We start from the raw sequence: 23,854 nt of genomic DNA on the forward strand, positions 1-23,854 counted from the left end.
ATCCTCCTTTCTTACTTGGCTTTTGCTGCTTTAAGTGCAGCTTGAATTGTCACATAGCTTTTTTTAGGGCCTGGCACGTTGCCTTTGATTAAAAGTAAGTTGCGTTCAGCATCCACTTTGACGATTTCTAAGTTTTGCAACGTCGTCCTTTCACCGCCCATTCGTCCTGGCAGTGCTTTTCCTTTAAAAACACGGGCCGGATCAACTGCTCCCATTGAGCCCGGGCCTCTATGATAGCGTGAACCATGGCTCATTGGTCCGCGTGATTGGTTGTGCCGTTTAATCACACCTTGGAAACCTTTCCCTTTGGAAGTTCCAGTTACGTCTACTTGTTCACCTTCGCTAAAAATATCTACTTTCACTTCTTGGCCAACTTCATATTCGGAAGTGTCTACCCCACGAATTTCTTTTACGAAGCGCTTAGGTGCTGTATTTGCTTTAGCAGCATGGCCTTTTTCTGGTTTTGACGCACGTTGTTCTTTTTTGTCTTCGACACCGATTTGAATTGCTTCATAGCCGTCCGTTTCGGCTGTCTTCTTTTGAAGGACAACGTTTGGCAATGCTTCAATCACTGTTACAGGAACAACGTCGCCGTTTTCCTTAAAAACTTGCGTCATGCCAATTTTTCTTCCTAAGATTCCTTTACTCATTGTTTTTCCACCTCCTAATGTTCCGTCCTTACAATTTGATCTCGATATCAACGCCAGAAGGCAAGTCTAAACGCATAAGCGAATCAACCGTTTGTGGTGTTGGTTCGATAATGTCAATCAAACGTTTATGAGTACGCATTTCAAATTGTTCACGTGAATCTTTGTATTTGTGTACTGCGCGCAAAATTGTATAAACCGATTTTTCAGTTGGCAACGGGATTGGACCCGAAACCTTCGCACCTGAACGTTTCGCAGTTTCAACAATTTTTTCAGCTGATTGATCCAAAATTCTGTGGTCGTACGCTTTTAACCGAATGCGAATTTTTTGCTTTGCCATTATTTTCCCTCCTTCATCGCCCATTTTTTTTAGCGCTTGTTCAAAAAGCCTTACAGAAGTTAGTTATTGATGAGTACAGCTTAACGTTCACTAGCTTTTGCGGCTTTTCCATCAGCGCATAATAGACAGTTCTCCGCGAAAATTTCCTGCACACGGGCCATGGCAAAGGGGCCGGGTGTGTCAGCAACCTTTCACTTCATCGCTGCAATCAATGACTAACATTCAACATTATATAGAAATAATGCGGCGAATGCAAGTGGCGCCAACGTTTTTCTTGTTTTTGGCCACACTTTACCTATTATAGAGACTCCAACAGTTGATTGCAAGATTTTTTAAGTGTTTGTGAGAAATGCGCAAAAAAAAAAAAACTGAGCCCCCCATATAAAGAGAGCTCATAGATTTAACTTCTTATTCGATAACTTCTGTTACTACTCCAGAACCGACAGTACGTCCACCTTCACGGACAGAGAATCTTGTTCCGTCTTCAATTGCGATTGGAGCAATTAATTCTACAGTCATTTCAACGTTATCGCCAGGCATTACCATTTCAACGCCTTCTGGAAGTGAAATTGTTCCAGTTACGTCAGTCGTACGGAAGTAAAATTGGGGGCGGTAGTTTGAAAAGAAAGGTGTATGTCTTCCGCCTTCTTCTTTCGAAAGAACGTAAACTTCAGCTTTAAATTTAGTATGAGCCTTCACTGTACCAGGCTTAATTAACACTTGGCCACGTTGAACTTCTTCACGGGAAACACCACGAAGAAGAGCACCAATGTTGTCCCCAGCTTCAGCGTAGTCGAGAAGTTTACGGAACATCTCAACACCTGTAACTGTTGTTTTCTTAGGTTCTTCAACCAAACCAAGAATTTCAACTTCATCTCCAACTTTTACTTGTCCGCGTTCCACACGGCCAGTCGCAACTGTACCACGTCCAGTAATTGAGAACACGTCCTCAACAGGCATCATGAACGGTTTATCTACGTCACGCTCAGGAGTTGGAATATACTCGTCAACTGCATCCATTAATTCAAAGATTCTTTCAGGCCAGTCACCTTCGCCTTCAAGCGCTTTTAAAGCGGAACCTTTAATGACTGGTACGTCATCACCAGGGAATTCGTATTCGCTTAAAAGATCACGAACTTCCATTTCAACGAGTTCTAGCAGCTCTTCGTCGTCTACCATATCACATTTGTTCAAGAAAACGACAATATAAGGAACACCTACATTACGAGAAAGCAGAATGTGTTCACGAGTTTGAGGCATTGGGCCGTCAGCTGCAGATACAACAAGGATGGCTCCATCCATTTGCGCTGCACCTGTGATCATGTTTTTTACATAGTCAGCGTGTCCTGGGCAGTCCACGTGAGCATAGTGGCGGTTTTCAGTTTCGTATTCAACGTGGGAAGTCGCGATTGTAATTCCGCGCTCACGTTCTTCAGGTGCACCGTCGATTTGATCGTAAGCCATTGCTGTACCACTGCCGTATTTGCTGTGAAGAACAGTTGTGATCGCAGCAGTCAACGTTGTTTTACCATGGTCAACGTGTCCAATCGTACCAATGTTTACGTGTGGTTTAGAACGGTCAAATTTTTCTTTAGCCATTTCTATTTTTTCCTCCTTAATTAAGAAAAATAATTTTTTAAGTAAGTTAATCGAATAGACGACAGGCGTCTATCCTCGATTATAGCAAATGGAAACTTTAAACAATAGTGACAAGTTGATCATTCACCTGTCGCTTTTTTAATAATGTCTTCAGCAATCGATTTCGGAACTTCTTCATAATGGTCAAAGTGCATAGAGTATACTCCACGGCCTTGTGTATTAGAACGAAGCGATGTTGCATAGCCAAACATTTCCGAGAGCGGCACGAATGCATTGATCACCTGTGCGTTCCCCCGGGCAGTCATGCCTTCGACTCGTCCTCTCCGGCTTGTGATGTCGCCCATAATGTCACCCATGTACTCTTCAGGCACAACGACTTCAACTTTTACGATTGGCTCAAGAAGGACTGGATTACAAATTTCTTTTGCTTTCCGGAGCGCCATTGAGGCGGCAATCTTAAACGCCATTTCACTTGAGTCAACGTCGTGGTAAGAGCCATCATAAAGCTTCGCCTTAATGTCAATCACTGGGTAGCCTGCCAATAGGCCATTCTCAAGCGCATCTTTGAGGCCCGCTTCAACAGCCGGCACATATTCCCGGGGAACAACCCCACCGACAATGGCGTTCTCAAATTCAAACCCTGCGCCTTCTTCAAGCGGTTCAAATTCAATCCATACGTGTCCGTATTGGCCACGCCCGCCAGATTGGCGAATGAATTTACCTTCACATTGCCCGGCTTTACGAATGGTTTCACGATAGGCAACTTGAGGAGCTCCGACGTTTGCTTCAACTTTAAACTCGCGTTTTAATCGGTCAACGATAACATCGAGATGAAGCTCACCCATTCCAGAGATAACCGTTTGTCCCGTTTCCTCATTTGTTTCCGTTTTGAACGTTGGATCTTCTTCAGCAAGTTTTGCAAGAGCAATCCCCATTTTATCTTGGTCGTTTTTCGTTTTTGGTTCGATTGCGACAGAGATAACTGGCTCAGGGAATTCCATTGATTCAAGGATGACAGGGTGTTTGTCATCACAAAGCGTGTCACCGGTTCCCGTATCTTTTAAGCCAACCCCAGCAGCAATATCCCCTGCGTAAACGGTAGAAATTTCCTCGCGGGAATTTGCGTGCATTTGTAAAATGCGGCCTATTCGTTCACGTTTTCCTTTTGTTGAGTTCAAGACATACGATCCTGAATTTACCGTTCCGGAATAGACACGGAAGAATGTTAGCTTACCAACGAATGGATCGGTCATTACTTTAAACGCTAAAGCGGAGAAAGGTGCGTCATCACTTGACTCTCTCTCTACTTCTTCCTCAGTATTAGGCACAGTTCCTTTGATAGCTGGAATGTCCGTTGGAGCTGGCAAATAGTCGAGAACAGCATCGAGTACAAGCTGAATCCCTTTATTTTTAAACGCTGAGCCGCATAATACTGGATAAAATTCAACATTCAGGGTCGCTTGGCGAATCGCTGCTTTAAGTTCTTCATTCGTAATTTCTTCGCCTTCAAGATATTTCATCATTAAATCTTCGTCTAATTCAGCTACCGCTTCAATGAGCTTTCCGCGGTGTTCTTCAGCTAATTCCTTCATATCATCAGGAATTTCGCGTGCATCTGTACGGGTTCCAAGATCATCTTCATAAAAGTAAGCTTTCATCTCAATAAGATCAATCATGCCTTCAAATTGATCTTCAGCTCCGATTGGAAGCTGAATCGGATGGGCATTTGCTTCAAGACGATCATGAAGCGTTTGTACAGCATTTAAGAAATCTGCACCGATTTTATCCATTTTGTTAACAAAAACAATTCTCGGTACACCATAAGTAGTCGCTTGCCGCCAAACTGTTTCTGTTTGAGGCTCAACACCTGATTGGGCATCAAGTACGGCTACTGCTCCATCCAATACACGAAGAGAACGTTCAACTTCCACCGTAAAGTCTACGTGTCCAGGCGTATCAATAATGTTGATGCGGTGGCCTTTCCATTGGGCGGTTGTCGCTGCAGAAGTGATGGTAATACCGCGTTCCTGCTCCTGCTCCATCCAGTCCATTTGGGCGGCACCCTCATGGGTTTCACCAATTTTGTGAATACGGCCAGTGTAGAACAGAATACGTTCTGTTGTCGTTGTTTTACCGGCATCAATGTGAGCCATGATTCCGATATTTCGTGTATTATTTAAGGAGAATTCTCTAGACATACTTTTTTTCTCCTTTCTCATGTGAGATAAGTAAGTTGTTTAGTATATTGAGGCTGTTCAAATAGCCGAAAACTCCCTTTCTATTTGAACATGCACTAATTACCAGCGGTAGTGAGCAAATGCTTTGTTTGCTTCTGCCATTTTATGAGTGTCTTCACGCTTTTTCACTGCAGCACCTGTGTTGTTCGCTGCATCCATGATTTCGTTCGCAAGTCTTTCTTCCATTGTTTTTTCATTACGGAGACGAGCGTAGTTTACAAGCCAACGAAGGCCTAGTGCAGTTCTACGTTCAGGACGAACTTCAACTGGCACTTGATAGTTCGCACCACCTACACGGCGGGCTTTCACTTCAAGAACTGGCATGATGTTCTTGATTGCTTGTTCAAACACTTCCATCGGGTCTTGGTTCGAACGCTCTTTAACAATTTCAAAAGAATTATAGAGAATCTTTTGTGCAATTCCACGCTTCCCGTCAATCATAATGCGATTGATTAAACGAGTTACGAGCTTTGAATTGTATATTGGGTCTGGCAATACGTCACGGCGTTCAACGGGACCTTTACGAGGCATATATGTTCCTCCTTTCATGCAACATATTTTTAGGTGTGTTTAAAAAGTCCGGAGGTTCACAGGATGTGAATCAGTTCTCCTTTTTTAAACTTTTATTTATATAAACGATTACTTCGATTCTTTTGGCTTTTTCGTACCGTATTTGGAGCGTCCTTGCATACGGTTGTTTACACCCGCTGTATCAAGGGCACCACGGACGATATGGTAACGTACACCCGGCAAGTCTTTCACACGGCCGCCGCGAATCAAAACAACGCTGTGCTCTTGCAAGTTGTGACCGATTCCTGGAATATAAGCAGTCACTTCAATTCCATTCGTAAGGCGGACACGAGCATATTTCCGAAGGGCAGAGTTCGGCTTCTTCGGTGTCATTGTACCTACACGAGTACAAACGCCGCGCTTTTGCGGAGAATTCACTTCAGTCATCGTTTTCTTAAAACTATTATAGTTTTTGTTTAGTGCCGGAGAGTCAGACTTCTTGGATTTTGAAGTGCGGCCTTTACGGATTAATTGGTTAATTGTAGGCATCTTTTTTCCTCCTTTCTTTATGTTGTTATAAACTTTCATTCGCACGTGATCTCAAACCCACACATCCAGGTGGTTCATTGTTGGCGAAAAATAAAGATTGCAGCATCGGCCTTAGGCCGATGTGCAAACGGTTATTTCTTTATCGCAACAGCAGCAGCTCCAACTTCGATTTTGCATGCCTTTCCAAGCTTTTTCATCGAATCGACAATTGTAATTGGGACTTGCATCTCGGCCGCAAGTGATTTCAGTTTCCCAACCACTCGAACCTCTGCATCATCCGCTATAATCAATTCGCTCACTTCATTGTCTTGAAGAGCTTTCATAGCTTGCTTTGTACCAACAATGATGCTTTTTGCCTGTGTTACTTTTTCATAAGACACTGTTTCATCCTCCAAAGCACAGGTTTTGAACACACTTCGTAATAATATCACCTTGCAAGTTCGTTTGTCAATATGCAAGTTACTCTTGATTTATTAAGGCTTCTTCCTGTTCTTGAACATCAGAAAGCTGATTATTTTCTGCCTCGCTCTTTACTTTGATGCTCCGATATCTTGTCATTCCTGTTCCCGCTGGGACAAGTTTTCCTATAATGACGTTTTCTTTCAATCCGAGCAGTTCATCGCGTTTGCCTTTAATCGCTGCGTCAGTCAATACTCTAGTCGTTTCTTGGAATGACGCCGCAGACAAGAACGATTCCGTTTCAAGCGAAGCTTTTGTTATTCCGAGCAAAACAGGCCTTGCTGTTGCCGGGCGGCCGCCGGCTAAAAGGACATCTCTGTTCACATCTTTAAATGAATGGACGTCTAGCAATGCGCCCGGCAACACATCTGTATCTCCTGCATCGATGATGTGGACTTTGCGCATCATTTGGCGGACCATCACTTCTACGTGTTTGTCTCCGATTTCTACACCTTGCATGCGGTAAACTTTTTGAACTTCACGGAGCAAATACGATTGAACACCTTCAACGCCTGTTACGCGAATCAGTTCTTTCGGGTCAACAGAACCTTCAGTTAGTTCTTGCCCTGCAGTAACTTCATCCCCCACGGTGACTTTTAGACGCGCACCATAAGGAATTGCGTAATTGCGCGTTTCAATTTCGCCTTGAACGACAATCTCACGCTTATCTTTCACTTCATTGAAATCGATAACTTTCCCATCAATTTCACTAATGACCGCTTGGCCTTTCGGATTTCTCGCTTCAAAGAGCTCTTGGATCCTTGGCAAACCTTGCGTAATATCATCTCCGGCCACGCCGCCTGTATGGAATGTCCTCATTGTTAACTGGGTTCCAGGCTCTCCGATTGATTGCGCCGCTATGATTCCGACAGCTTCTCCGACTTCAACATCCGATCCTGTTGCCAAGTTCCGGCCGTAGCATTTCTTACATACACCGTGTCTCGATTCACAAGTAAATACTGAACGGATGTAAACTTTTTCGATGCCGGCATTTACGATTGCAGTCGCAATATCTTCTGTGATCAATTCGTCTTTCTTAACAAATACTTCTCCGGTCTCTGGGTGTTTCACTGTTCGAAACGCTGTACGTCCAACAAGGCGATCGTATAAGTTCTCAATCACTTCATTGCCTTCTTTTATTGCGGTAATCGGCAGGCCGCGATCTGTTCCGCAATCCGTTTCCCGAACGATGACATCTTGCGCCACGTCTACAAGGCGTCTCGTTAAATAGCCTGAGTCAGCCGTTTTAAGCGCAGTGTCCGCAAGACCTTTCCTGGCTCCATGCGTCGAAATAAAATACTCCAATACGGTCAGGCCTTCCCGGAAGCTGGACTTGATTGGAAGTTCAATAATCCGTCCCGACGGGTTAGCCATTAATCCACGCATACCCGCAAGCTGAGTAAAGTTTGAGGCGTTACCCCTCGCACCAGAATCACTCATCATGTAAATTGGATTAGACTTACCCAATGATTCCATTAGGCGATCTTGAATTGTATCTTTCGCGTTGCTCCAAATGGAAATGACGCGTTCATAGCGTTCCTCTTCAGTAATTAACCCGCGGCGGAACTGTTTTAATACTTTTTCTACTTTATTTTCCGCTTCATCTAAAATTTCTTGTTTTTCAGGGAGGACGACAACGTCTGCCACACCTACAGTAATCCCTGCCCGTGTCGAATATTTAAACCCAAGGTCTTTCATACGGTCAAGCATTTTGGACGTTTCTGTAATTTTAAACCGTTTAAAGACTTCGGCAATAATATTTCCAAGAATGCCTTTTTTAAATGGAGCGATTTCTTCCCGTTGCTCAAGTTCTTCCTTAATATTAACTCCTGGGTCAACAAAATAACGTTCTGGTGTTGCATTTTGAAGATTTTCCATTGTCGGCTCGTTAATATAAGGGAACGATTCAGGCATGATTTCGTTAAAAATAAGTTTCCCAACAGTTGTGAGTAAAAGTTTTTTCTTTTGTTCTTCTGTAAAAGAAGACTTTCCAAGCGAGCTGGCACGAACGGCAACTCTTGTGTGTAAATGAACATGTCCGTTTTGGTAGGCAATAAGCGCTTCATCTGTATCTTTAAAAACAAAGCCTTCTCCAATCGCACCTTTTTTCTCGATTGTCAAATAATAGTTTCCGAGCACCATGTCCTGTGACGGTGTTACGACAGGTTTTCCGTCCTTCGGATTTAAAATATTTTGAGCTGCAAGCATCAATAGCCTGGCTTCAGCTTGTGCCTCGGCAGAAAGCGGAACGTGGACAGCCATTTGGTCGCCGTCAAAGTCAGCATTGTAAGCCGTACAAACGAGCGGGTGAAGCCGAATCGCGCGTCCTTCCACAAGCATTGGCTCAAACGCTTGAATCCCTAATCGATGAAGCGTCGGGGCGCGGTTCAACAGGACCGGGTGTTCTTTAATGACTTCTTCCAGAACGTCCCAAACCTCTGAGTGTAATTTTTCAATTTTGCGTTTCGCGCTTTTTATGTTGTGCGCATGGCCTTTAGAAACGAGCTCTTTCATGACGAAAGGTTTAAATAGTTCGAGCGCCATCTCTTTTGGCAAGCCGCATTGATACATTTTCAAGTTCGGTCCGACAACAATTACAGAACGTCCTGAATAGTCGACGCGTTTCCCTAACAAGTTTTGTCTAAATCTGCCTTGCTTTCCTTTCAACATATGTGAAAGGGATTTTAACGGGCGGTTTCCCGGGCCTGTTACAGGGCGGCCGCGGCGGCCGTTGTCGATTAATGCATCTACCGCTTCTTGAAGCATTCTTTTTTCGTTTTGGACGATAATGTTTGGCGCGCCTAAATCAAGGAGGCGTTTTAAACGATTGTTGCGGTTAATGACCCTCCGGTATAAATCATTTAAGTCTGATGTCGCAAAACGGCCGCCATCAAGCTGAACCATCGGGCGCAGCTCTGGAGGGATAACCGGAAGGACGTCAAGAACCATCCATTCAGGCATATTTCCGGAATTCCGAAAAGCCTCCAAAACTTCAAGACGCTTAATGGCACGTGTACGCCTTTGGCCTTGGGCTGTTTTTAGCTCTTCTTTCAGCTCATCAACCTCTTTCACGAGGTCAACATCAGTAAGAAGTTTTTTAATTGCTTCTGCACCCATTTGGGCTGTAAACGCCTGTCCGTATTTCTCACGGTACACTCTGTATTCTTTTTCTGAAAGCAATTGTTTTCTTTCAAGCGGTGTATCGCCGGCATCTGTCACGACATAGGATGCAAAATAAATAATCTCCTCAAGCGCCCTAGGCGACATATCAAGCAGCAAACCCATTCTGCTAGGGATGCCTTTAAAGTACCAAATATGGGATACTGGGGCAGCCAGTTCAATGTGCCCCATTCTTTCCCTTCTTACTTTTGCGCGTGTCACTTCAACCCCGCATCGGTCACAGACAACGCCTTTGTATCTGACGCGCTTATATTTTCCGCAATGGCATTCCCAATCTTTTGTCGGCCCAAAAATTCTTTCGCAAAACAGGCCGTCTTTTTCCGGCTTTAACGTACGGTAATTAATCGTCTCCGGTTTTTTCACTTCTCCGCGAGACCAGGAACGGATTTTATTCGGTGAAGCAAGGCCTATTTTCATAACCTCAAAATTATTGACATCTATCAAGGGGCTACCTCCCTTTCTGTTACGGTTACTATACTTAATCGAGGCTGTTCAAAAAGTCCGAAGACTTACAGGAAGTAAGTCAGAACGACGTTATCACAGGATGTGATGCCTTTAGTCGGACTTCGGACTTCCTTAAGAGGCGGGAATCTTCGTCAGCTTGCTCGACGGAGCCGGGATGGCGACATTTCAACGTTATTTCGTTGAAATACCCTCTCGTTGTCCTCCTTTTGAACAAACGCTTAAAATGAAAGCAACTCAGAACTTGCCTATTTAGAGGCCCTTCTATTTACTCGGTGGTTTCCACCGGTTCCATTTCCAAGTTTAACTTTTCACTCGAAGGATCATCTTCATCGTCAAGTTCTTTCATTTCGATCTCTTCATCATCGCCGGATAGAATTTTTACATCCATACTGAGGCTCTGAAGTTCCTTGATCAAAACCTTGAACGATTCCGGAACGCCCGGTTCAGGTACATTCTCACCTTTGACAATTGCCTCATATGTCTTCACACGCCCAACGACGTCATCAGATTTAACAGTAAGGATCTCTTGAAGGGTATAAGCAGCACCGTAAGCTTCAAGCGCCCATACTTCCATCTCACCAAAGCGCTGCCCTCCGAATTGTGCTTTTCCTCCAAGAGGCTGTTGTGTCACAAGTGAATAAGGGCCTGTAGAACGCGCATGAAGTTTATCATCAACCATATGGGCAAGCTTGATCATGTACATGACGCCAACCGAGATACGATTATCAAACGGCTCTCCTGTTCGGCCATCGTACAGAATGGTTTTTCCATCCCTCGGCAGTCCCGCTTCTTCAAGCGTTTCCCATACGTCCATTTCATTCGCACCGTCAAAGACAGGCGTGGCAACATGCATGTTCAACTGCCTAGCCGCCATTCCCAGATGAAGCTCAAGCACTTGCCCGATGTTCATACGGGATGGTACACCGAGTGGATTGAGCATAACGTCAATCGGTGTTCCGTCAGGCAAGTAAGGCATATCTTCTTCAGGCAAAATTTTCGAGATTACCCCTTTGTTTCCGTGGCGTCCGGCCATTTTGTCGCCTTCATGGATTTTCCTCTTTTGAACGATATAAACACGGACAAGCTGGTTGACGCCAGGAGGGAGTTCATCTCCGTCTTCTCGGTTAAACACTTTTACATCAAGGACAATTCCGTCTCCGCCATGTGGAACGCGAAGCGAAGTATCGCGAACTTCTCTTGCCTTCTCGCCGAAAATGGCGTGCAAAAGGCGTTCTTCCGCCGTTAATTCCGTTACTCCTTTTGGCGTTACTTTTCCTACAAGAATATCTCCGTCTCGTACTTCCGCTCCGACGCGGATGATCCCTTTTTCATCCAGGTTTCTGAGCGCGTCTTCACCGACGTTCGGGATGTCTCTTGTAATTTCTTCCGGGCCGAGCTTTGTGTCGCGAGCTTCCGATTCATATTCTTCAATATGAATCGATGTATATACATCGTCTTTCACAAGCCTTTCACTCATGATGACGGCATCCTCATAGTTAAAGCCTTCCCATGTCATAAAGCCAACAAGAACATTTCTTCCGAGTGCCAACTCCCCTTTTTCCATTGAAGGGCCATCAGCAAGAATTTCACCTTTTTCCACACGGTCGCCTTTCGATACAATCGGGCGTTGGTTGTAGCATGTTCCCTGATTCGAACGGACAAATTTCAGCAAATGGTATTTATCAAGCTCACCATGCACTTCTTTTCCGTCAACAACATTGGTTCGCCTTACCCAAATTTCGGAGGCTTCAACACGTTCAACTACTCCAGCATGCTTGCAGATGACCGCAGCACCCGAGTCTTTTGCTGAAACATGCTCCATTCCTGTTCCGACAATCGGGGACTCAGGCACAAGCAAAGGAACCGCTTGGCGTTGCATGTTCGCACCCATTAGGGCGCGGTTAGAGTCGTCATTCTCTAAGAATGGAATACATGCGGTCGCGGCGGAAACAACTTGTTTTGGCGATACGTCCATATAGTCGATTTGATCGCGCCTGAAGCCCGCATTGTCTCCCCGAAAACGCGCGTAAACACTTTCGTCTTTGAACGTGCCGTCATCATTCAAAGGTTCGTTTGCTTGCGCAACGACGTAATTGTCTTCTTCATCAGCCGTCAAATAGTCAATTTGCTGTGTGACTTTGCCCGTTTCCGGATCGACGCGCCGGTACGGCGTTTCAATGAATCCGTATTTATTTACTTTCGCATAAGTTGAAAGCGAATTAATCAAGCCGATATTCGGGCCTTCCGGTGTTTCAATCGGGCACATGCGGCCGTAGTGAGAGTAATGAACGTCACGAACTTCCATTCCTGCACGCTCGCGTGTAAGACCGCCAGGCCCAAGCGCCGACAAACGGCGTTTATGCGTCAGCTCAGCTAGCGGATTCGTCTGATCCATAAACTGCGAAAGCTGGGAGCTTCCAAAAAATTCTTTAATGGATGCAATCACCGGACGAATATTAATTAACGCCTGAGGAGTGATGACATTTGTATCTTGGATAGACATCCGTTCACGGACGACACGCTCCATCCGCGATAAACCAATTCTAAATTGGTTTTGCAATAATTCCCCAACAGAGCGGAGGCGGCGGTTGCCTAAATGATCGATATCATCTGTATTTCCAACGCCGTGAAGCAAATTAAAGAAGTAATTAATGGATGCAATAATGTCTTCCGCTGTAATGTTTTTTACCGTTTCCTCAATACCGCCATTTCCGATGACTCGAATGACACGCTCGCCATCCGCATCATCAGGTGAAAAAATGCGGATTGATTGTATATTTACATCTTCATTATCCACAACGCCGCCGTAAGGACGCATTGTCCGGAAGCCTACATTCTTTTCCAGCACAGGTAAAATTTTGTCAAGTAATCTTCGATCTAGCACATCTCCAACGTCAGCAAGCACTTCTCCTGTTTCAGAGTCTATTAGCTGTTCTGCTAAGCGTTGGTTAAACAGCCGATTTTTGATGTGGAGTTTTTTATTAATCTTGTAGCGGCCAACGTTAGCCAAGTCGTAACGCTTCGGATCAAAAAAGCGTGATTCAATTAGACTTTTCGCATTATCGACCGTTGGAGGCTCTCCAGGGCGCAATCGCTCGTAAATCTCAAGCAACGCTTTCTCTGGATTGTCTGTTGTGTCTTTTTCTAGCGTATTTCTTAAAAACTCATCTTCTCCAAGAAGATCGATGATTTCTTGATCAGAGCCAAACCCCAATGCTCTAAGCAAAACAGTGATTGGAATCTTTCTCGTGCGATCGATTCTTACATAAACAATATCCTTCGCATCTGTTTCAAATTCAAGCCATGCCCCGCGGTTTGGAATGACGGTAGCAGAAAAGCCTTTTTTCCCGTTTTTATCTATTTTTTCACTATAATAGACACTTGGTGAACGGACAAGCTGAGAAACGATGACACGTTCAGCACCATTAATAATGAAAGTCCCGTTTTCAGTCATTAATGGGAAATCTCCCATAAATACTTCCTGTTCTTTTACTTCTCCGGTTTCTTTATTAATAAGCCGGACTTTCACGCGCAACGGCGCAGAATACGTAACATCACGCTCTTTCGATTCTTCAACTGGGTATTTCGGTTCACCAAGACTGTAGTCGACAAACTCCAACACGAGATTTCCGGTGAAATCTTCTATTGGAGAGATATCTTGAAACATCTCGCGCAAACCCTCATCAAGAAACCATTGATAGGAAGCCGTTTGAATCTCAATGAGATTCGGAAGTTCTAACACTTCATTGATTCTAGCGTAAGTTCTTCTTTGTCGGTGGCGTCCGAACTGAACGAGTTGACCTGTCAACTGATTCACTCCTTAGAACATGCGTTTTTTAAAAAAAAGAAAGTTTACATTGGCAGTTCGCCAATTGAATCAAATCCAACCTCTAACCTCAGCGTTTTCTTTAGATCATAGATTTATTTAAAAAAAGAAAAAAGAGCATATTCACACAATATTCTCCCTTTCTCTTGACTTGATTATGTTAGTCTTGCCGTTTCACTCTCAAATTATACGATTGGAGAGTATTACTCGATAAAGATTGTTAGTCCAAAAGCTTATAAACCAACATTTTTCATTCCATCTTCACTTGTACATAACAAAAAGAACCTTCGGCATAATCGTTTAAAAATATGGTTAGAGGCGATTTGCCTAAGGAACGGTAATAAATCCTTCTTATTTGTCCATAGAATGCACAATCTTTAGTGTTAGCATTATATAACTTTACCACAATCAAACAGACGGGTCAACTTTTTTTGAACGAAAAATCATATAACCTTTCGCCTTGTCAACAATCTCTACAAAACCAAAGAGAGATTCTAATTCTTTTTTCGCTGAAGGCGCCCCTTGCTTTTTTTGAATAACAATCCATAATTCTCCGTTTTCTTTCAAAAAATCGAATGCATCGCGGAATAATTGATATACAACTTTTTTCCCGGCTCGGATCGGAGGATTTGAAAGAATAGCGGCATATTGGTCTGTCGGGACTTGTTGGAATAAATTGCTTTTTAAAATGGTTGCGTTCTCAATCTTGTTGGCATATCTGTTCTTCTCTGCTAATGATAAGGCACGCTCATTGATGTCAACCAACATTACATTGCGTCTTTCGTTGTCTTTAGCGAGAGAAAGGCCGATTGGACCGTACCCGCAACCTACATCTAAAATGGTTCCTTCTTCCTCAGGAAAAATAAATGATTCAATTAATAGCTTCGTTCCAAAATCAATTTCACTCTTAGAGAAAACACCATCGTCTGTTGTGAAGATCATTCGATTCCCTCTTAACGTTGTTTCCAGCGTTGTTGGGTTGCTTTTTGAAGATGGCTTTTCCGAATAGTAGTGTTCCGCCAAAAGAATCACGCTCTTTTCACTCGTTTCCTTTACGCAAGTATAAAACAGCAGGGTATACCCAATCAAGGTACACCCTGCTTTGCTTAAGAGGTTGTTCAAAAAGTCCAGGAAAAATGGCTGTCGAATTTCTGCGTCAGCTTGCTTTTCCGTTCCTCACGTATTGTCCTCATACGCTCTGGTACTCAAAGCTGCGCTTCCTTGAACTTCTCCGCCCTTTTTGTCCTCCTTTTTGAGACACCATTTTAATTATTTTAATTCTACGCCAGCGCCAACTTCTTCGAGTTTTGCTTTAAGTTCTTCAGCTTCTTCTTTTGCGACGCCTTCTTTAATTGGTTTTGGAGCATTGTCAACAAGTTCTTTCGCTTCTTTCAGCCCAAGACCAGTGATTTCACGAACGACTTTAATCACTTTAATTTTGCTGCTTCCAGCACTTTCAAGAACAACATCAAATTCAGATTTTTCTTCAGCAGCACCGCCTGCAGCAGCACCGCCCGCAACTGCAACTGGTGCAGCAGCAGTAACGCCAAATTCTTCTTCAATGGCTTTTACTAGATCATTTAATTCTAAAACTGTCATTTCTTTTATCGCATCAATAATTTGCTCTTTACTCATTTTGTAAGATCCTCCTTGTTATTTGTTTTTTAAGAAACATAAACGCTTGTTTTACGCGCCTTCGCCTTCTTCTTTTTGATCGGCAACTGCTTTCGCCGCCAATGCAAAGTTGCGCATTGGTGCTTGCAATACGCTAAGCAACATCGAAAGAAGCCCTTCGCGGGATGGCAAATCAGCAATTTCTTTAATTTCATTGACAGTAACAACTTGGCCTTCAATCACACCTGTTTTGATTTCTAATGCTTCGTGGTCTTTTGCAAAATTGCTAAGGATTTTCGCAGGACCAACAACGTCTTCATTGCTGAATGCAATCGCAGTAGGACCGACAAGCTGGTCATCTAATGCCGTAAGCTCCGCCTCTGCAGTCGCACGGCGAGTCATTGAGTTTTTGTACACTTTGAAGTCAATTCCAGCTTCACGAAGCTGTTTGCGCAATTCCGTTACTTCAGCGACGTTAAGGCCTCGGTAATCAACTAAGATTGTAGCTTTGCTCGCTTTCAGCTTGTCAGCAATTTCACTTACAACTTTCTTCTTGCTCTCAATCTGGCTGCTCATTCGTGACACCTCCCAGTAAGTCAACATTCATCCATACCTGTGCTAATAGAGGATGTTCAAAAAATCCGGAGGCTTACAGGAGGTAAGTCAGTTCGACGTTATCACAGGACGTGATGCTTTTAGTCGAACTTCCTTAATAGGCTGCGAATCTCTTCGTCAGCTTGCTCTTCCTCGACCTTCTTGCCTCTCGTTGTCCTCCTTTTTTGAACACACACTATTTAAAAACACCTTCATGCCGATCGACATGAAGGTGTAAATTGACAGAAACTCCTGTTTCGTCCTTAAACAACCTCGGCAGGAAGATTAAGTGCATGGCGCACCCCTGCTGTCTACGGTATGAATCAGATTTATTTTTAATTAACATGCTCTAGTATAATAGGCGGCGATATACAATGTCAAATGAAAGTTTCTAATAATCTCCGGGCTTTTTTTGCAAACGGCCCATTAAGCGAATGCTGTTGGGTTAACCCTTACTCCAGGACCCATTGTGGAAGAGATGGAAATATTCTTCATATAAGTCCCTTTTGCGGCTGATGGTTTTGCTTTCACAAGCGCATCTACAACAGCTTCAAAGTTTTCAGCCAACTTTTCGCTCTCAAATGAAACTTTACCGATTGGCGCATGGACGTTACCGGCTTTGTCCACTCGGTATTCAACTTTGCCCGCTTTAATTTCTTTTACCGCTTTTTCCACTTCAAATGTAACCGTGCCTGTTTTTGGATTTGGCATTAAGCCTTTTGGCCCCAACACACGGCCGAGCTTTCCGACCTCTGCCATCATATCCGGTGTAGCAACGATGACATCAAAGTCAAACCAGCCTTGGTTGATTTTATTAATGTACTCTTGATCGCCAACGAAATCCGCGCCTGCAGCTTCAGCTTCTTTTACTTTTTCACCTTTTGCAAATACGAGAACGCGTTGTGTTTTTCCTGTACCGTTCGGCAATACAACCGCGCCGCGTACTTGTTGGTCGTTCTTGCGGGGATCAACGCCAAGGCGAACCGCCATTTCAACCGTTTCATCGAAGTTAGCTTTTGCAGTTTGTTTCACAAGTTCAATCGCTTCATTTAAGCCATATTGTTTTGAGCGGTCAACTAATTTGGCTGAATCTTGATATTTCTTACCTTTTTTCTTCATGTTCTTTCCTCCTAAGTGGTTTAACGGAATATCCTCCCACATGTATCAATTACGCCTCGGCGTAATCGTGTCCGGATTTTTTTCGAGCTTGCTCGAAAACTACAACTATAAAAACGAAAAGGCTACGGACGATGGGTCCGCAACTAGCTTTTAGTCTTCGATCGTAATTCCCATGCTGCGCGCTGTTCCTTCAATCATTTGCATAGCCGCTTCAACGCTTGCCGCATTCAAGTCAGGCATTTTTAGTTCAGCAATTTCGCGAACTTTTGCGCGTTTCACTGTTGCAACTTTTTTCTTGTTTGGCTCACCTGATCCTGAATCGATGCCGGCTTCTTTTTTCAAAAGGACAGCCGCAGGCGGTGTTTTTGTAATAAATGTGAATGAACGATCTTCAAAAACCGAAATTTCAACAGGAATAATTAAACCTGCTTGGTCTTGTGTACGAGCATTGAATTCTTTACAAAATCCCATAATATTTACTCCCGCTTGTCCAAGAGCTGGTCCAACCGGTGGTGCTGGATTTGCTTTGCCAGCAGGTATTTGAAGTTTTACAACTTTGATCACTTTTTTAGCCACGTGACACACCTCCTTAAGTCCGTGATGTGGTATTTGGGTTTGAACCCTCCCACCCATGACACACAACATATGTTGTATAATGCTAAAGTCTCTAATTGACTTTTTAAACATTAAAAGTCTACCACTTAATCATCATAAAAGCAATAAGAGATGTTTAGAAAGTCAACAGAGCCTCTTAAATTCTTTCAATTTGTGTGAAATCGAGTTCAACAGGCGTTTCACGTCCAAACATGTTTACATGGACTTTCACTTTTTGTTTGTCTATATCGATCTCATCAATCTTGCCGACAAAATTGGCGAACGGGCCTTCTTTCACTTTGACGCTTTCGTTCAATTCGAAATCTACCTCAGGCTTCGGAGTTTCATAGCCCATGCTTCTTAAGATTGATTCAACTTCTTCAGGCAGCAGGGGAGTTGGCTTGGAACCGGCGCCGCTCGAACCAACAAAACCGGTTACGCCTGGAGTATTTCGGACGACATACCACGAATCATCAGTCATGATCATTTCTGTTAGAACATAACCAGGAAATACTTTTCGCATTGTTGTTTTCTTTTTACCATTTTTAATTTCGGTTTCTTCTTCCACAGGAACCAATACTCGAAAAATTTTATCAGTCATCCCCATTGATTCAACCCGTTTTTCAAGATTGGTTTTTACCTTGTTTTCATACCCGGAATACGTATGAACAACATACCATCTTTTTTCCATAACAAATAGGACTTCTCGTCCTTCCCTCCCCAATGCATTTACTTACCACGTTACCCTGTATTGCCAAGAGCCGTCATGTTTATTCCAAAATGAACTGAATCAATGAAGAAATGCCAAAGTCAACAATGACAAAGAAAACAGTGACAAAAGCAACTGTTGCGATAACGGTAATTGTATATTTCACTAATTCCTTTTTTGTTGGCCAGCGAACTTGTTTCATTTCGTTGACAACGTTTTTAAGAAACTTGCCTGCCTTCTTAAACATGAATTTGCTATTCCCCTTCCCGGCATAAACGGAATTGGATCCATTCCGCTTTAACGGAAGCTCTCACTTCAGATTACTTCGTTTCATGGTGAATAGTATGGGCATTGCATCGCTTACAAAACTTTTTTATTTGCATTCTTGCCATGTGGTTTTGCTTATTTTTATGCGTCGAATAATTTCTGCTTCCACAAACCGAACAGGCTAAAATCAATTTGCTTTGCATTCCCACACCCTCTTATTCTACTGCATCTCATACTGAATCAACTTTATCACAGCTAAAATCAGCATGTCAACGAGAGCTGAATCGTTTGGAAAAATAATGACGCCCCTTCATCTGCCAGTTTACGACGTCTACTAATGCAAAAAACAGGGAATCCCTGTTTTTGCTCGTCCGATATAAGGTTGTTCAAAATCCGATATGCCCTCCTTTTTGAACGCACTTATAAGGTTATTTCTTTTAGTTCCAAATACCGTTCCAGCTTCCTTTTCACACGCTGAAGAGCGTTATCAATCGATTTCACGTGGCGATTAAGATCTTCTGAGATTTCTTGGTAAGATCGGCCGTCTAAATAATGCATGAGCACCTGGCGCTCAAGATCGCTTAATACTTCCAACATTTTATGTTCAATATCGTTAAATTCTTCCCGATTAATGAGCAGCATTTCAGGATCTGTCTTCCGTGTGCCTGTTAAAACATCCATAAGCGTTCTGTCAGATTCTTCATCAAATATAGGCTTGTCTAATGAAACGTAAGAATTAAGCGGGATATGCTTCTGCCTCGTGGCTGTTTTGATTGCTGTAATCATTTGCCTTGTAATGCATAATTCCGCAAATGCCTTAAAAGAAGACAGCTTGTCTTCTTTAAAATCACGGATTGCTTTATATAGGCCAATCATGCCCTCTTGGATAATATCTTCCCGGTCGGCGCCGATTAAAAAATAAGAACGTGCTTTTGCCCTTACAAAGTTCTTGTATTTGTTAATTAAATATTCAAGCGCTATCGTATTCCCTTCATGGATAATACGAACAAGTTCTTCATCTTGAATCGTTTCGAATTCGATGTGTTCTGCAAGGCCTGGCATGTTCAACCTGCATCCCCCCGACCATGTTGTGAAAGAGTCAAAAAATTACCTATTTTAAAAAAATGGCATATAACCCCATTATAAACATAGATCAATAATGCGTCAACCATTCAAGACTTTCCCCTTCGCCATTTTTCAAAAGCTGCCTGTACTTCCGGGGAAAGCCAAATCTTTGATTTGCGTACTGAACGGTCGATTTCCTCAATTTTTTCTTCAATCCCTTTTTCAATTCTTTTCACTTCATTTAAAAGTTCACGAGCTGACTTTCGCAATGCCCCCTGGCCAAAGATCGCTTTTTGTTCCGCGTAATCCGATGTCGCCACATGGATTTGTGTAAGTACCCCCTTTAACTCGACGGTTAATTGCTCAATTTTTTCATCCGCCGTCTCGCCTTCACTCGTAAAAATGACAGTCACATCATGGCGGTTGAACACTTTTTGGATGCCTGGAACGAGGTACGCATCAAATACAATGATCACTTGATAACCTGTGTATGCCTGATACTCGGCCATTTTATCGATCAACAAATCACGCGCACCTTCGAGATCGGTATCTTTCATCTCTTTTAATTCCGGCCAGGCTCCAATGATGTTATAGCCGTCCACAATCAGAATATCCATTGCACTAACCCCCGATTGGGCTTCGCTTCCGCAAAACTTCATACATTAAAACGCCTGCCGCAACCGATGCATTAAGCGACGTCACTTTCCCTTTCATTGGAAGGCGCACGAGGAAATCACATTTTTGCTTAATTAACCGACCGATGCCTTTTCCTTCACTGCCAATGACAAGCCCAACCGGCATATCGTAATCCGCTTCACGGAAGTCTTGCTTTCCTTTGGCGTCCGCTCCTACAAACCATAGCCCTCTTTCTTTTAATTCATCCATCGTTTGTGCCAAGTTTCCGACGCGGACGACGGGAACATGTTCAATCGCTCCTGTCGATGCTTTTGCGACCGCTGCTGTCAATCCGACTGATCGGCGTTTTGGAATGATGATGCCATGAACCCCTACACATTCTGCCGTCCGCAAAATGGAACCTAAGTTATGGGGGTCTTCGATTTCATCAAGCAAAAGGAAAAAAGGAGCTTCATTCAACGCCTCCGCTCTTTGGAAAAGCTCGTCCATTCCGGCATAGTTGTAGGCTGCAATCGAAGCGACGACACCTTGATGATTCCCTTGATTGACTAATCGATCAAGCTTTTGCTTCGGGACAAATTGGATGAGCACACCGTTTTTTTTCGCAAGTTCGATGAGTTCGTTCATTTGCCCACCGCGTGAACCTTCGTTCACCCATAATTTATTAATTTCCCGATTTGAACGGAGAGCCTCAAGGACTGGATTTCTTCCCATGATGAGTTCACTTTCCATTTTGAACACTTCTTTCTTCAATGAACGAAATCATAGCCGAGATGATGCTATCGATTCGTTCATCATTTTTCTGTAAGTAATGATAGCCAATTAATGCCTCAAGGGCTGTACTGTAACGGTACGTTTGGACGTCAGTATTTTTAGGAATCGTTGGTGACTTTGCATTTCTTCCCCTTCTTAATACAGCCTCTTCCTCTTCAGTAAAAAAATTGGCTTCTCTTAATTTGTGAAGAACTTTTGCTTGTGCCTTTGCCGATACATAGTTTGTCGCAAGGCGGTGCAATCGCTGCGGGCGAACTTGCCCGCTTTTAAGCAAATGTTCGCGCACAAATACTTCCAAGACAGCATCACCCATGTACGCAAGTGCAAGGGCATTTAATTGTTTGGCATCAACATTGCTTTGGGCCATATCTACTCTTTCCTTTTCCAGCGAACGCCTTGGGGAGTATCTTCTAAAATAATATGTTGTGCAAGGAGTTGATCGCGGATTTCATCGGCTCTAGCAAATTGGCGTTCTTTTCTTGCTTGGTTCCTTTCTTCAATAAGCTTTTCAATTTCTTCATCAAGCAAAGCCTCTTCTTGCTTTAACGGGATGCCAAGTACAGTTGAAATCTCTTCAAAGAGGGTCAAATAAGCTGAAAGCACTGCTTTTGAAGAATTTTTATTCGCTAAATAACGGTTCGCTTCCTTTGCGAGTTCAAAAAGAACAGCGATGGCATTTGCAGTATTAAAATCATCGTCCATTTCTTCAATGAACTGTTTTTTTAACCGTTGAATTGCATCCAAAGAAGATTCAATGTTTTTATCAAGATTGGCAGAATGCGCCATACGGTATTCTAAATTCCTTACGGTTTCTTTCAGTCTTTCGAGTCCACTTCGTGCACTTTCAAGAAGTTCATCATTAAAATTTATAGGATTGCGGTAATGGACAGACAACATGAAAAACCTGACAACGTTCGGATCTTGATTTTGAATTAATTCGTGGACTAACACAACATTTCCTAACGATTTAGACATTTTCTCATCATTGATTTTAATATAGCCGTTATGCATCCAATAGTTGGCAAATGGCTTTCCTGTTAATGCTTCCGTTTGGGCGATTTCATTTTCATGATGCGGAAAAGCCAAATCTCGGCCCCCAGCATGGATATCAATCGTTTCGCCTAAATATTTCTTTGCCATCGCCGAGCATTCAATATGCCAGCCTGGCCGACCTTTCCCCCATGGGCTATCCCACGCAATTTCCCCTTCCTTTGCCGCTTTCCAAATTGTAAAATCAAGAGGGTCTTGCTTTTTTTCCCCTACTTCAATTCGGGCGCCAAGACGAAGATCATCAATCGATTGATGGGATAATTTACCGTAGCCCTCAAATTCACGCGTTTTAAAATAAACATCGCCGTCTGCCTCATAGGCGTAGCCCTTTTCAATTAACGCTTCTACAAAATCGATAATTTCATCCATGTTCTCCATCACACGTGGATGGACATCCGCTTTTCGCACGCCGAGAGCCTCTGTATCTTCGTGGTATGCTTTGATAAAACGCTCCGCTAATTTGGGAACTTCTTCGCCAATTTCTTTCGCTGCTTTAATAATTTTATCGTCAACGTCTGTGAAATTTGATACGTAATACACATCATAGCCCCTATATTGAAAATAGCGACGAACCGTATCGAAAACGATAGGAGGCCTTGCATTTCCGATATGGATGTAATTGTAGACCGTTGGCCCGCACACATACATTTTTACTTTCTTATCCTCAATTGGAATGAATGTTTCTTTCTTTCGGGTTAACGTATTGTATAGCTTTATCGACACTTTCCCCGCTCCTTTTATCCATCAGTTTTAACTGTTCTTCAAGCATCGCAATTCTTTTTTCCATCTCACTTATTTTATCTGCAACGTTGTCAGGGTGTTGGACCCTTACTCCATCCTGAATGACAACCTTTCCCGGTATGCCGACGACAGTCGAATTTGGGGGGACATCTTTTAAAACAACCGAACCCGCGCCGATTTTTGAATTTTCTCCTAACGTAATCGAACCAATGACTTTTGCACCTGTCGAAATCATCACGTTATTTTTAACCGTGGGATGCCGTTTCCCTTTTTCTTTGCCTGTTCCGCCTAAAGTGACCCCTTGAAAAATAATGACGTCGTCTCCAATGTCGCAAGTCTCGCCAATCACAATTCCCATTCCGTGGTCAATGAACAAACGGCGTCCAATTTTAGCGCCGGGATGGATTTCAATCCCAGTAAAAAACCGGCTAACTTGTGATGTGAGACGAGCAAGGAAAAATAAACGCTTTCTCCAAAACCAGTGAGCGATATGATGTGACCAAATGGCATGCAGCCCTGAATAAGTTAAGATGACTTCTAAAACGCTTCTAGCCGCAGGGTCATTTTCAAATACGGCTTCTATATCCTCACGAAGCCTTTTAAACATCGTAGACTCCCTCCCATCTTATTTTCATTCCTTGATCCGAGTTCAAACAAAAAGCGCCCCTGTGCCCGAAGACACAGAGACGCCGATTGACGTGGTTCCACTCTGCTTATGCATTGCTTAAAAAGTTTTAATTAAAGGGTTGTTCAAAAAGTCCGGAGGCTTACAGGAGGCAAGCCCTCCTTTTTGAACACATACTTAAAAGACAATGCGCTCTATGCCTGGTAACGGGAGACGTCCGCTTTTGTTTACTCGTTTCATTTCAACAAAAGAAC

At 43.2% G+C, this 23,854-nt stretch carries 23 protein-coding genes and 2 other annotated features (1 of these 25 running past the window's edge); all 23 genes read right to left on the minus strand.

All coding sequences use genetic code 11. From position 1 onward, the window contains the following. Positions 1–11 precede the first annotated feature (11 nt). The 23 genes from rplC to cysE all read right to left on the minus strand — a co-directional run bounded on the left by rplC (position 12) and on the right by cysE (position 23,582). On the minus strand, positions 12–650 hold the full coding sequence (rplC, locus tag DCC39_RS03540) for a 50S ribosomal protein L3 (RefSeq protein WP_116553509.1): 639 nt from the start codon (positions 648–650) through the stop codon (positions 12–14). 28 nt (positions 651–678) lie between these two features. Next, entirely contained in the window at positions 679–987 is a 309-nt protein-coding gene (gene rpsJ, locus DCC39_RS03545; protein ID WP_116553510.1) for a 30S ribosomal protein S10, read from the minus strand. A 408-nt stretch (positions 988–1,395) separates the two neighbouring features. Further along, positions 1,396–2,586: an elongation factor Tu gene (gene tuf, locus DCC39_RS03555; protein ID WP_116553511.1), complete on the minus strand. Its 1,191-nt coding sequence runs from the start codon at positions 2,584–2,586 to the stop codon at positions 1,396–1,398. Positions 2,587–2,705: 119 nt separating this feature from the next. Next, a complete protein-coding gene (fusA, locus tag DCC39_RS03560; protein WP_116553512.1) occupies positions 2,706–4,784 on the minus strand; it encodes an elongation factor G in 2,079 nt (692 codons plus the stop codon). A gap of 99 nt (positions 4,785–4,883) precedes the next feature. Further along, on the minus strand, positions 4,884–5,354 hold the full coding sequence (rpsG, locus tag DCC39_RS03565) for a 30S ribosomal protein S7 (RefSeq protein ID WP_116553513.1): 471 nt from the start codon (positions 5,352–5,354) through the stop codon (positions 4,884–4,886). Between the two features lie 108 nt (positions 5,355–5,462). Next, positions 5,463–5,882, minus strand: a complete 420-nt coding sequence (gene rpsL / locus DCC39_RS03570; protein WP_116553514.1) for a 30S ribosomal protein S12 — start codon at positions 5,880–5,882, stop codon at positions 5,463–5,465. 131 nt (positions 5,883–6,013) lie between these two features. Continuing rightward, complete coding sequence (locus DCC39_RS03575; RefSeq protein ID WP_116553515.1) at positions 6,014–6,262, minus strand: 50S ribosomal protein L7ae-like protein; 249 nt, start codon at positions 6,260–6,262, stop codon at positions 6,014–6,016. A 79-nt stretch (positions 6,263–6,341) separates the two neighbouring features. After that, positions 6,342–9,965, minus strand: a complete 3,624-nt coding sequence (gene rpoC / locus DCC39_RS03580) for a DNA-directed RNA polymerase subunit beta' (RefSeq protein WP_116553516.1) — start codon at positions 9,963–9,965, stop codon at positions 6,342–6,344. Between the two features lie 286 nt (positions 9,966–10,251). Next, positions 10,252–13,794, minus strand: a complete 3,543-nt coding sequence (gene rpoB, locus DCC39_RS03585) for a DNA-directed RNA polymerase subunit beta (protein ID WP_116553517.1) — start codon at positions 13,792–13,794, stop codon at positions 10,252–10,254. Positions 13,795–14,220: 426 nt separating this feature from the next. Beyond that, positions 14,221–14,835, minus strand: a complete 615-nt coding sequence (locus tag DCC39_RS03590; RefSeq protein ID WP_116553545.1) for a class I SAM-dependent methyltransferase — start codon at positions 14,833–14,835, stop codon at positions 14,221–14,223. A gap of 246 nt (positions 14,836–15,081) precedes the next feature. Next, on the minus strand, positions 15,082–15,447 hold the full coding sequence (rplL, locus tag DCC39_RS03595; RefSeq protein WP_116553518.1) for a 50S ribosomal protein L7/L12: 366 nt from the start codon (positions 15,445–15,447) through the stop codon (positions 15,082–15,084). Positions 15,448–15,498: 51 nt separating this feature from the next. Further along, on the minus strand, positions 15,499–16,002 hold the full coding sequence (rplJ, locus tag DCC39_RS03600; protein ID WP_116553519.1) for a 50S ribosomal protein L10: 504 nt from the start codon (positions 16,000–16,002) through the stop codon (positions 15,499–15,501). Positions 16,003–16,214: 212 nt separating this feature from the next. Beyond that, positions 16,215–16,355, minus strand: a sequence feature (ribosomal protein L10 leader region). 91 nt (positions 16,356–16,446) lie between these two features. Further along, on the minus strand, positions 16,447–17,139 hold the full coding sequence (rplA, locus tag DCC39_RS03605; RefSeq protein WP_116553520.1) for a 50S ribosomal protein L1: 693 nt from the start codon (positions 17,137–17,139) through the stop codon (positions 16,447–16,449). A 150-nt stretch (positions 17,140–17,289) separates the two neighbouring features. Continuing rightward, positions 17,290–17,715 carry a 50S ribosomal protein L11 gene (gene rplK, locus DCC39_RS03610; RefSeq protein WP_165820767.1) on the minus strand — a complete coding sequence of 142 codons (426 nt, stop codon included), beginning with the start codon at positions 17,713–17,715 and terminating at the stop codon, positions 17,290–17,292. 175 nt (positions 17,716–17,890) lie between these two features. After that, positions 17,891–18,424 (minus strand): transcription termination/antitermination protein NusG, encoded by a 534-nt coding sequence (gene nusG / locus DCC39_RS03615; protein ID WP_116553521.1) that lies wholly within the window; start codon positions 18,422–18,424, stop codon positions 17,891–17,893. Between the two features lie 79 nt (positions 18,425–18,503). After that, entirely contained in the window at positions 18,504–18,689 is a 186-nt protein-coding gene (gene secE / locus DCC39_RS03620; RefSeq protein ID WP_116553522.1) for a preprotein translocase subunit SecE, read from the minus strand. 73 nt (positions 18,690–18,762) lie between these two features. Beyond that, entirely contained in the window at positions 18,763–18,912 is a 150-nt protein-coding gene (gene rpmG, locus DCC39_RS03625; protein WP_116553523.1) for a 50S ribosomal protein L33, read from the minus strand. Between the two features lie 217 nt (positions 18,913–19,129). Next, positions 19,130–19,771, minus strand: a complete 642-nt coding sequence (gene sigH / locus DCC39_RS03630) for an RNA polymerase sporulation sigma factor SigH (RefSeq protein WP_116553547.1) — start codon at positions 19,769–19,771, stop codon at positions 19,130–19,132. A gap of 110 nt (positions 19,772–19,881) precedes the next feature. Continuing rightward, positions 19,882–20,391 (minus strand): NYN domain-containing protein, encoded by a 510-nt coding sequence (locus DCC39_RS03635; RefSeq protein ID WP_116553524.1) that lies wholly within the window; start codon positions 20,389–20,391, stop codon positions 19,882–19,884. A 4-nt stretch (positions 20,392–20,395) separates the two neighbouring features. Beyond that, positions 20,396–21,142 carry a 23S rRNA (guanosine(2251)-2'-O)-methyltransferase RlmB gene (gene rlmB / locus DCC39_RS03640; RefSeq protein WP_116553525.1) on the minus strand — a complete coding sequence of 249 codons (747 nt, stop codon included), beginning with the start codon at positions 21,140–21,142 and terminating at the stop codon, positions 20,396–20,398. Further along, positions 21,132–21,551 (minus strand): Mini-ribonuclease 3, encoded by a 420-nt coding sequence (locus DCC39_RS03645; RefSeq protein WP_116553526.1) that lies wholly within the window; start codon positions 21,549–21,551, stop codon positions 21,132–21,134. Before DCC39_RS03645 ends, rlmB begins: the two co-directional genes overlap by 11 nt. Positions 21,552–21,553: 2 nt before the next feature. Further along, the gene (gene cysS / locus DCC39_RS03650; protein ID WP_116553527.1) at positions 21,554–22,957 is read right to left on the minus strand and encodes a cysteine--tRNA ligase; all 1,404 of its coding nucleotides are present in this window, start codon (positions 22,955–22,957) and stop codon (positions 21,554–21,556) included. Further along, the gene (cysE, locus tag DCC39_RS03655; RefSeq protein ID WP_116553528.1) at positions 22,899–23,582 is read right to left on the minus strand and encodes a serine O-acetyltransferase; all 684 of its coding nucleotides are present in this window, start codon (positions 23,580–23,582) and stop codon (positions 22,899–22,901) included. Before cysE ends, cysS begins: the two co-directional genes overlap by 59 nt. A 72-nt stretch (positions 23,583–23,654) precedes the next feature. Next, positions 23,655–23,854: a binding site (T-box leader), on the minus strand (it continues 108 nt past the right edge of the window).

Source organism: Pueribacillus theae (assembly GCF_003097615.1).
Lineage (GTDB): Bacteria > Bacillota > Bacilli > Bacillales > UBA6769 > Pueribacillus > Pueribacillus theae.

What these genes read in the sequence shown, in the direction of transcription:
- rplC (WP_116553509.1), bottom strand. Translation starts at nt 650, where the DNA reads ATGAGTAAAGGAATCTTAGGAAGAAAAATTGGCATGACGCAAGTTTTT.
- rpsJ (WP_116553510.1), bottom strand. Translation starts at nt 987, where the DNA reads ATGGCAAAGCAAAAAATTCGCATTCGGTTAAAAGCGTACGACCACAGA.
- tuf (WP_116553511.1), bottom strand. Translation starts at nt 2,586, where the DNA reads ATGGCTAAAGAAAAATTTGACCGTTCTAAACCACACGTAAACATTGGT.
- fusA (WP_116553512.1), bottom strand. Translation starts at nt 4,784, where the DNA reads ATGTCTAGAGAATTCTCCTTAAATAATACACGAAATATCGGAATCATG.
- rpsG (WP_116553513.1), bottom strand. Translation starts at nt 5,354, where the DNA reads ATGCCTCGTAAAGGTCCCGTTGAACGCCGTGACGTATTGCCAGACCCA.
- rpsL (WP_116553514.1), bottom strand. Translation starts at nt 5,882, where the DNA reads ATGCCTACAATTAACCAATTAATCCGTAAAGGCCGCACTTCAAAATCC.
- rplL (WP_116553518.1), bottom strand. Translation starts at nt 15,447, where the DNA reads ATGAGTAAAGAGCAAATTATTGATGCGATAAAAGAAATGACAGTTTTA.
- rplJ (WP_116553519.1), bottom strand. Translation starts at nt 16,002, where the DNA reads ATGAGCAGCCAGATTGAGAGCAAGAAGAAAGTTGTAAGTGAAATTGCT.
- rplA (WP_116553520.1), bottom strand. Translation starts at nt 17,139, where the DNA reads ATGAAGAAAAAAGGTAAGAAATATCAAGATTCAGCCAAATTAGTTGAC.
- nusG (WP_116553521.1), bottom strand. Translation starts at nt 18,424, where the DNA reads ATGGAAAAAAGATGGTATGTTGTTCATACGTATTCCGGGTATGAAAAC.
- secE (WP_116553522.1), bottom strand. Translation starts at nt 18,689, where the DNA reads ATGTTTAAGAAGGCAGGCAAGTTTCTTAAAAACGTTGTCAACGAAATG.
- rpmG (WP_116553523.1), bottom strand. Translation starts at nt 18,912, where the DNA reads ATGCAAAGCAAATTGATTTTAGCCTGTTCGGTTTGTGGAAGCAGAAAT.
- sigH (WP_116553547.1), bottom strand. Translation starts at nt 19,771, where the DNA reads ATGCCAGGCCTTGCAGAACACATCGAATTCGAAACGATTCAAGATGAA.
- DCC39_RS03635 (WP_116553524.1), bottom strand. Translation starts at nt 20,391, where the DNA reads ATGGATATTCTGATTGTGGACGGCTATAACATCATTGGAGCCTGGCCG.
- rlmB (WP_116553525.1), bottom strand. Translation starts at nt 21,142, where the DNA reads ATGGAAAGTGAACTCATCATGGGAAGAAATCCAGTCCTTGAGGCTCTC.
- DCC39_RS03645 (WP_116553526.1), bottom strand. Translation starts at nt 21,551, where the DNA reads ATGGCCCAAAGCAATGTTGATGCCAAACAATTAAATGCCCTTGCACTT.
- cysE (WP_116553528.1), bottom strand. Translation starts at nt 23,582, where the DNA reads ATGTTTAAAAGGCTTCGTGAGGATATAGAAGCCGTATTTGAAAATGAC.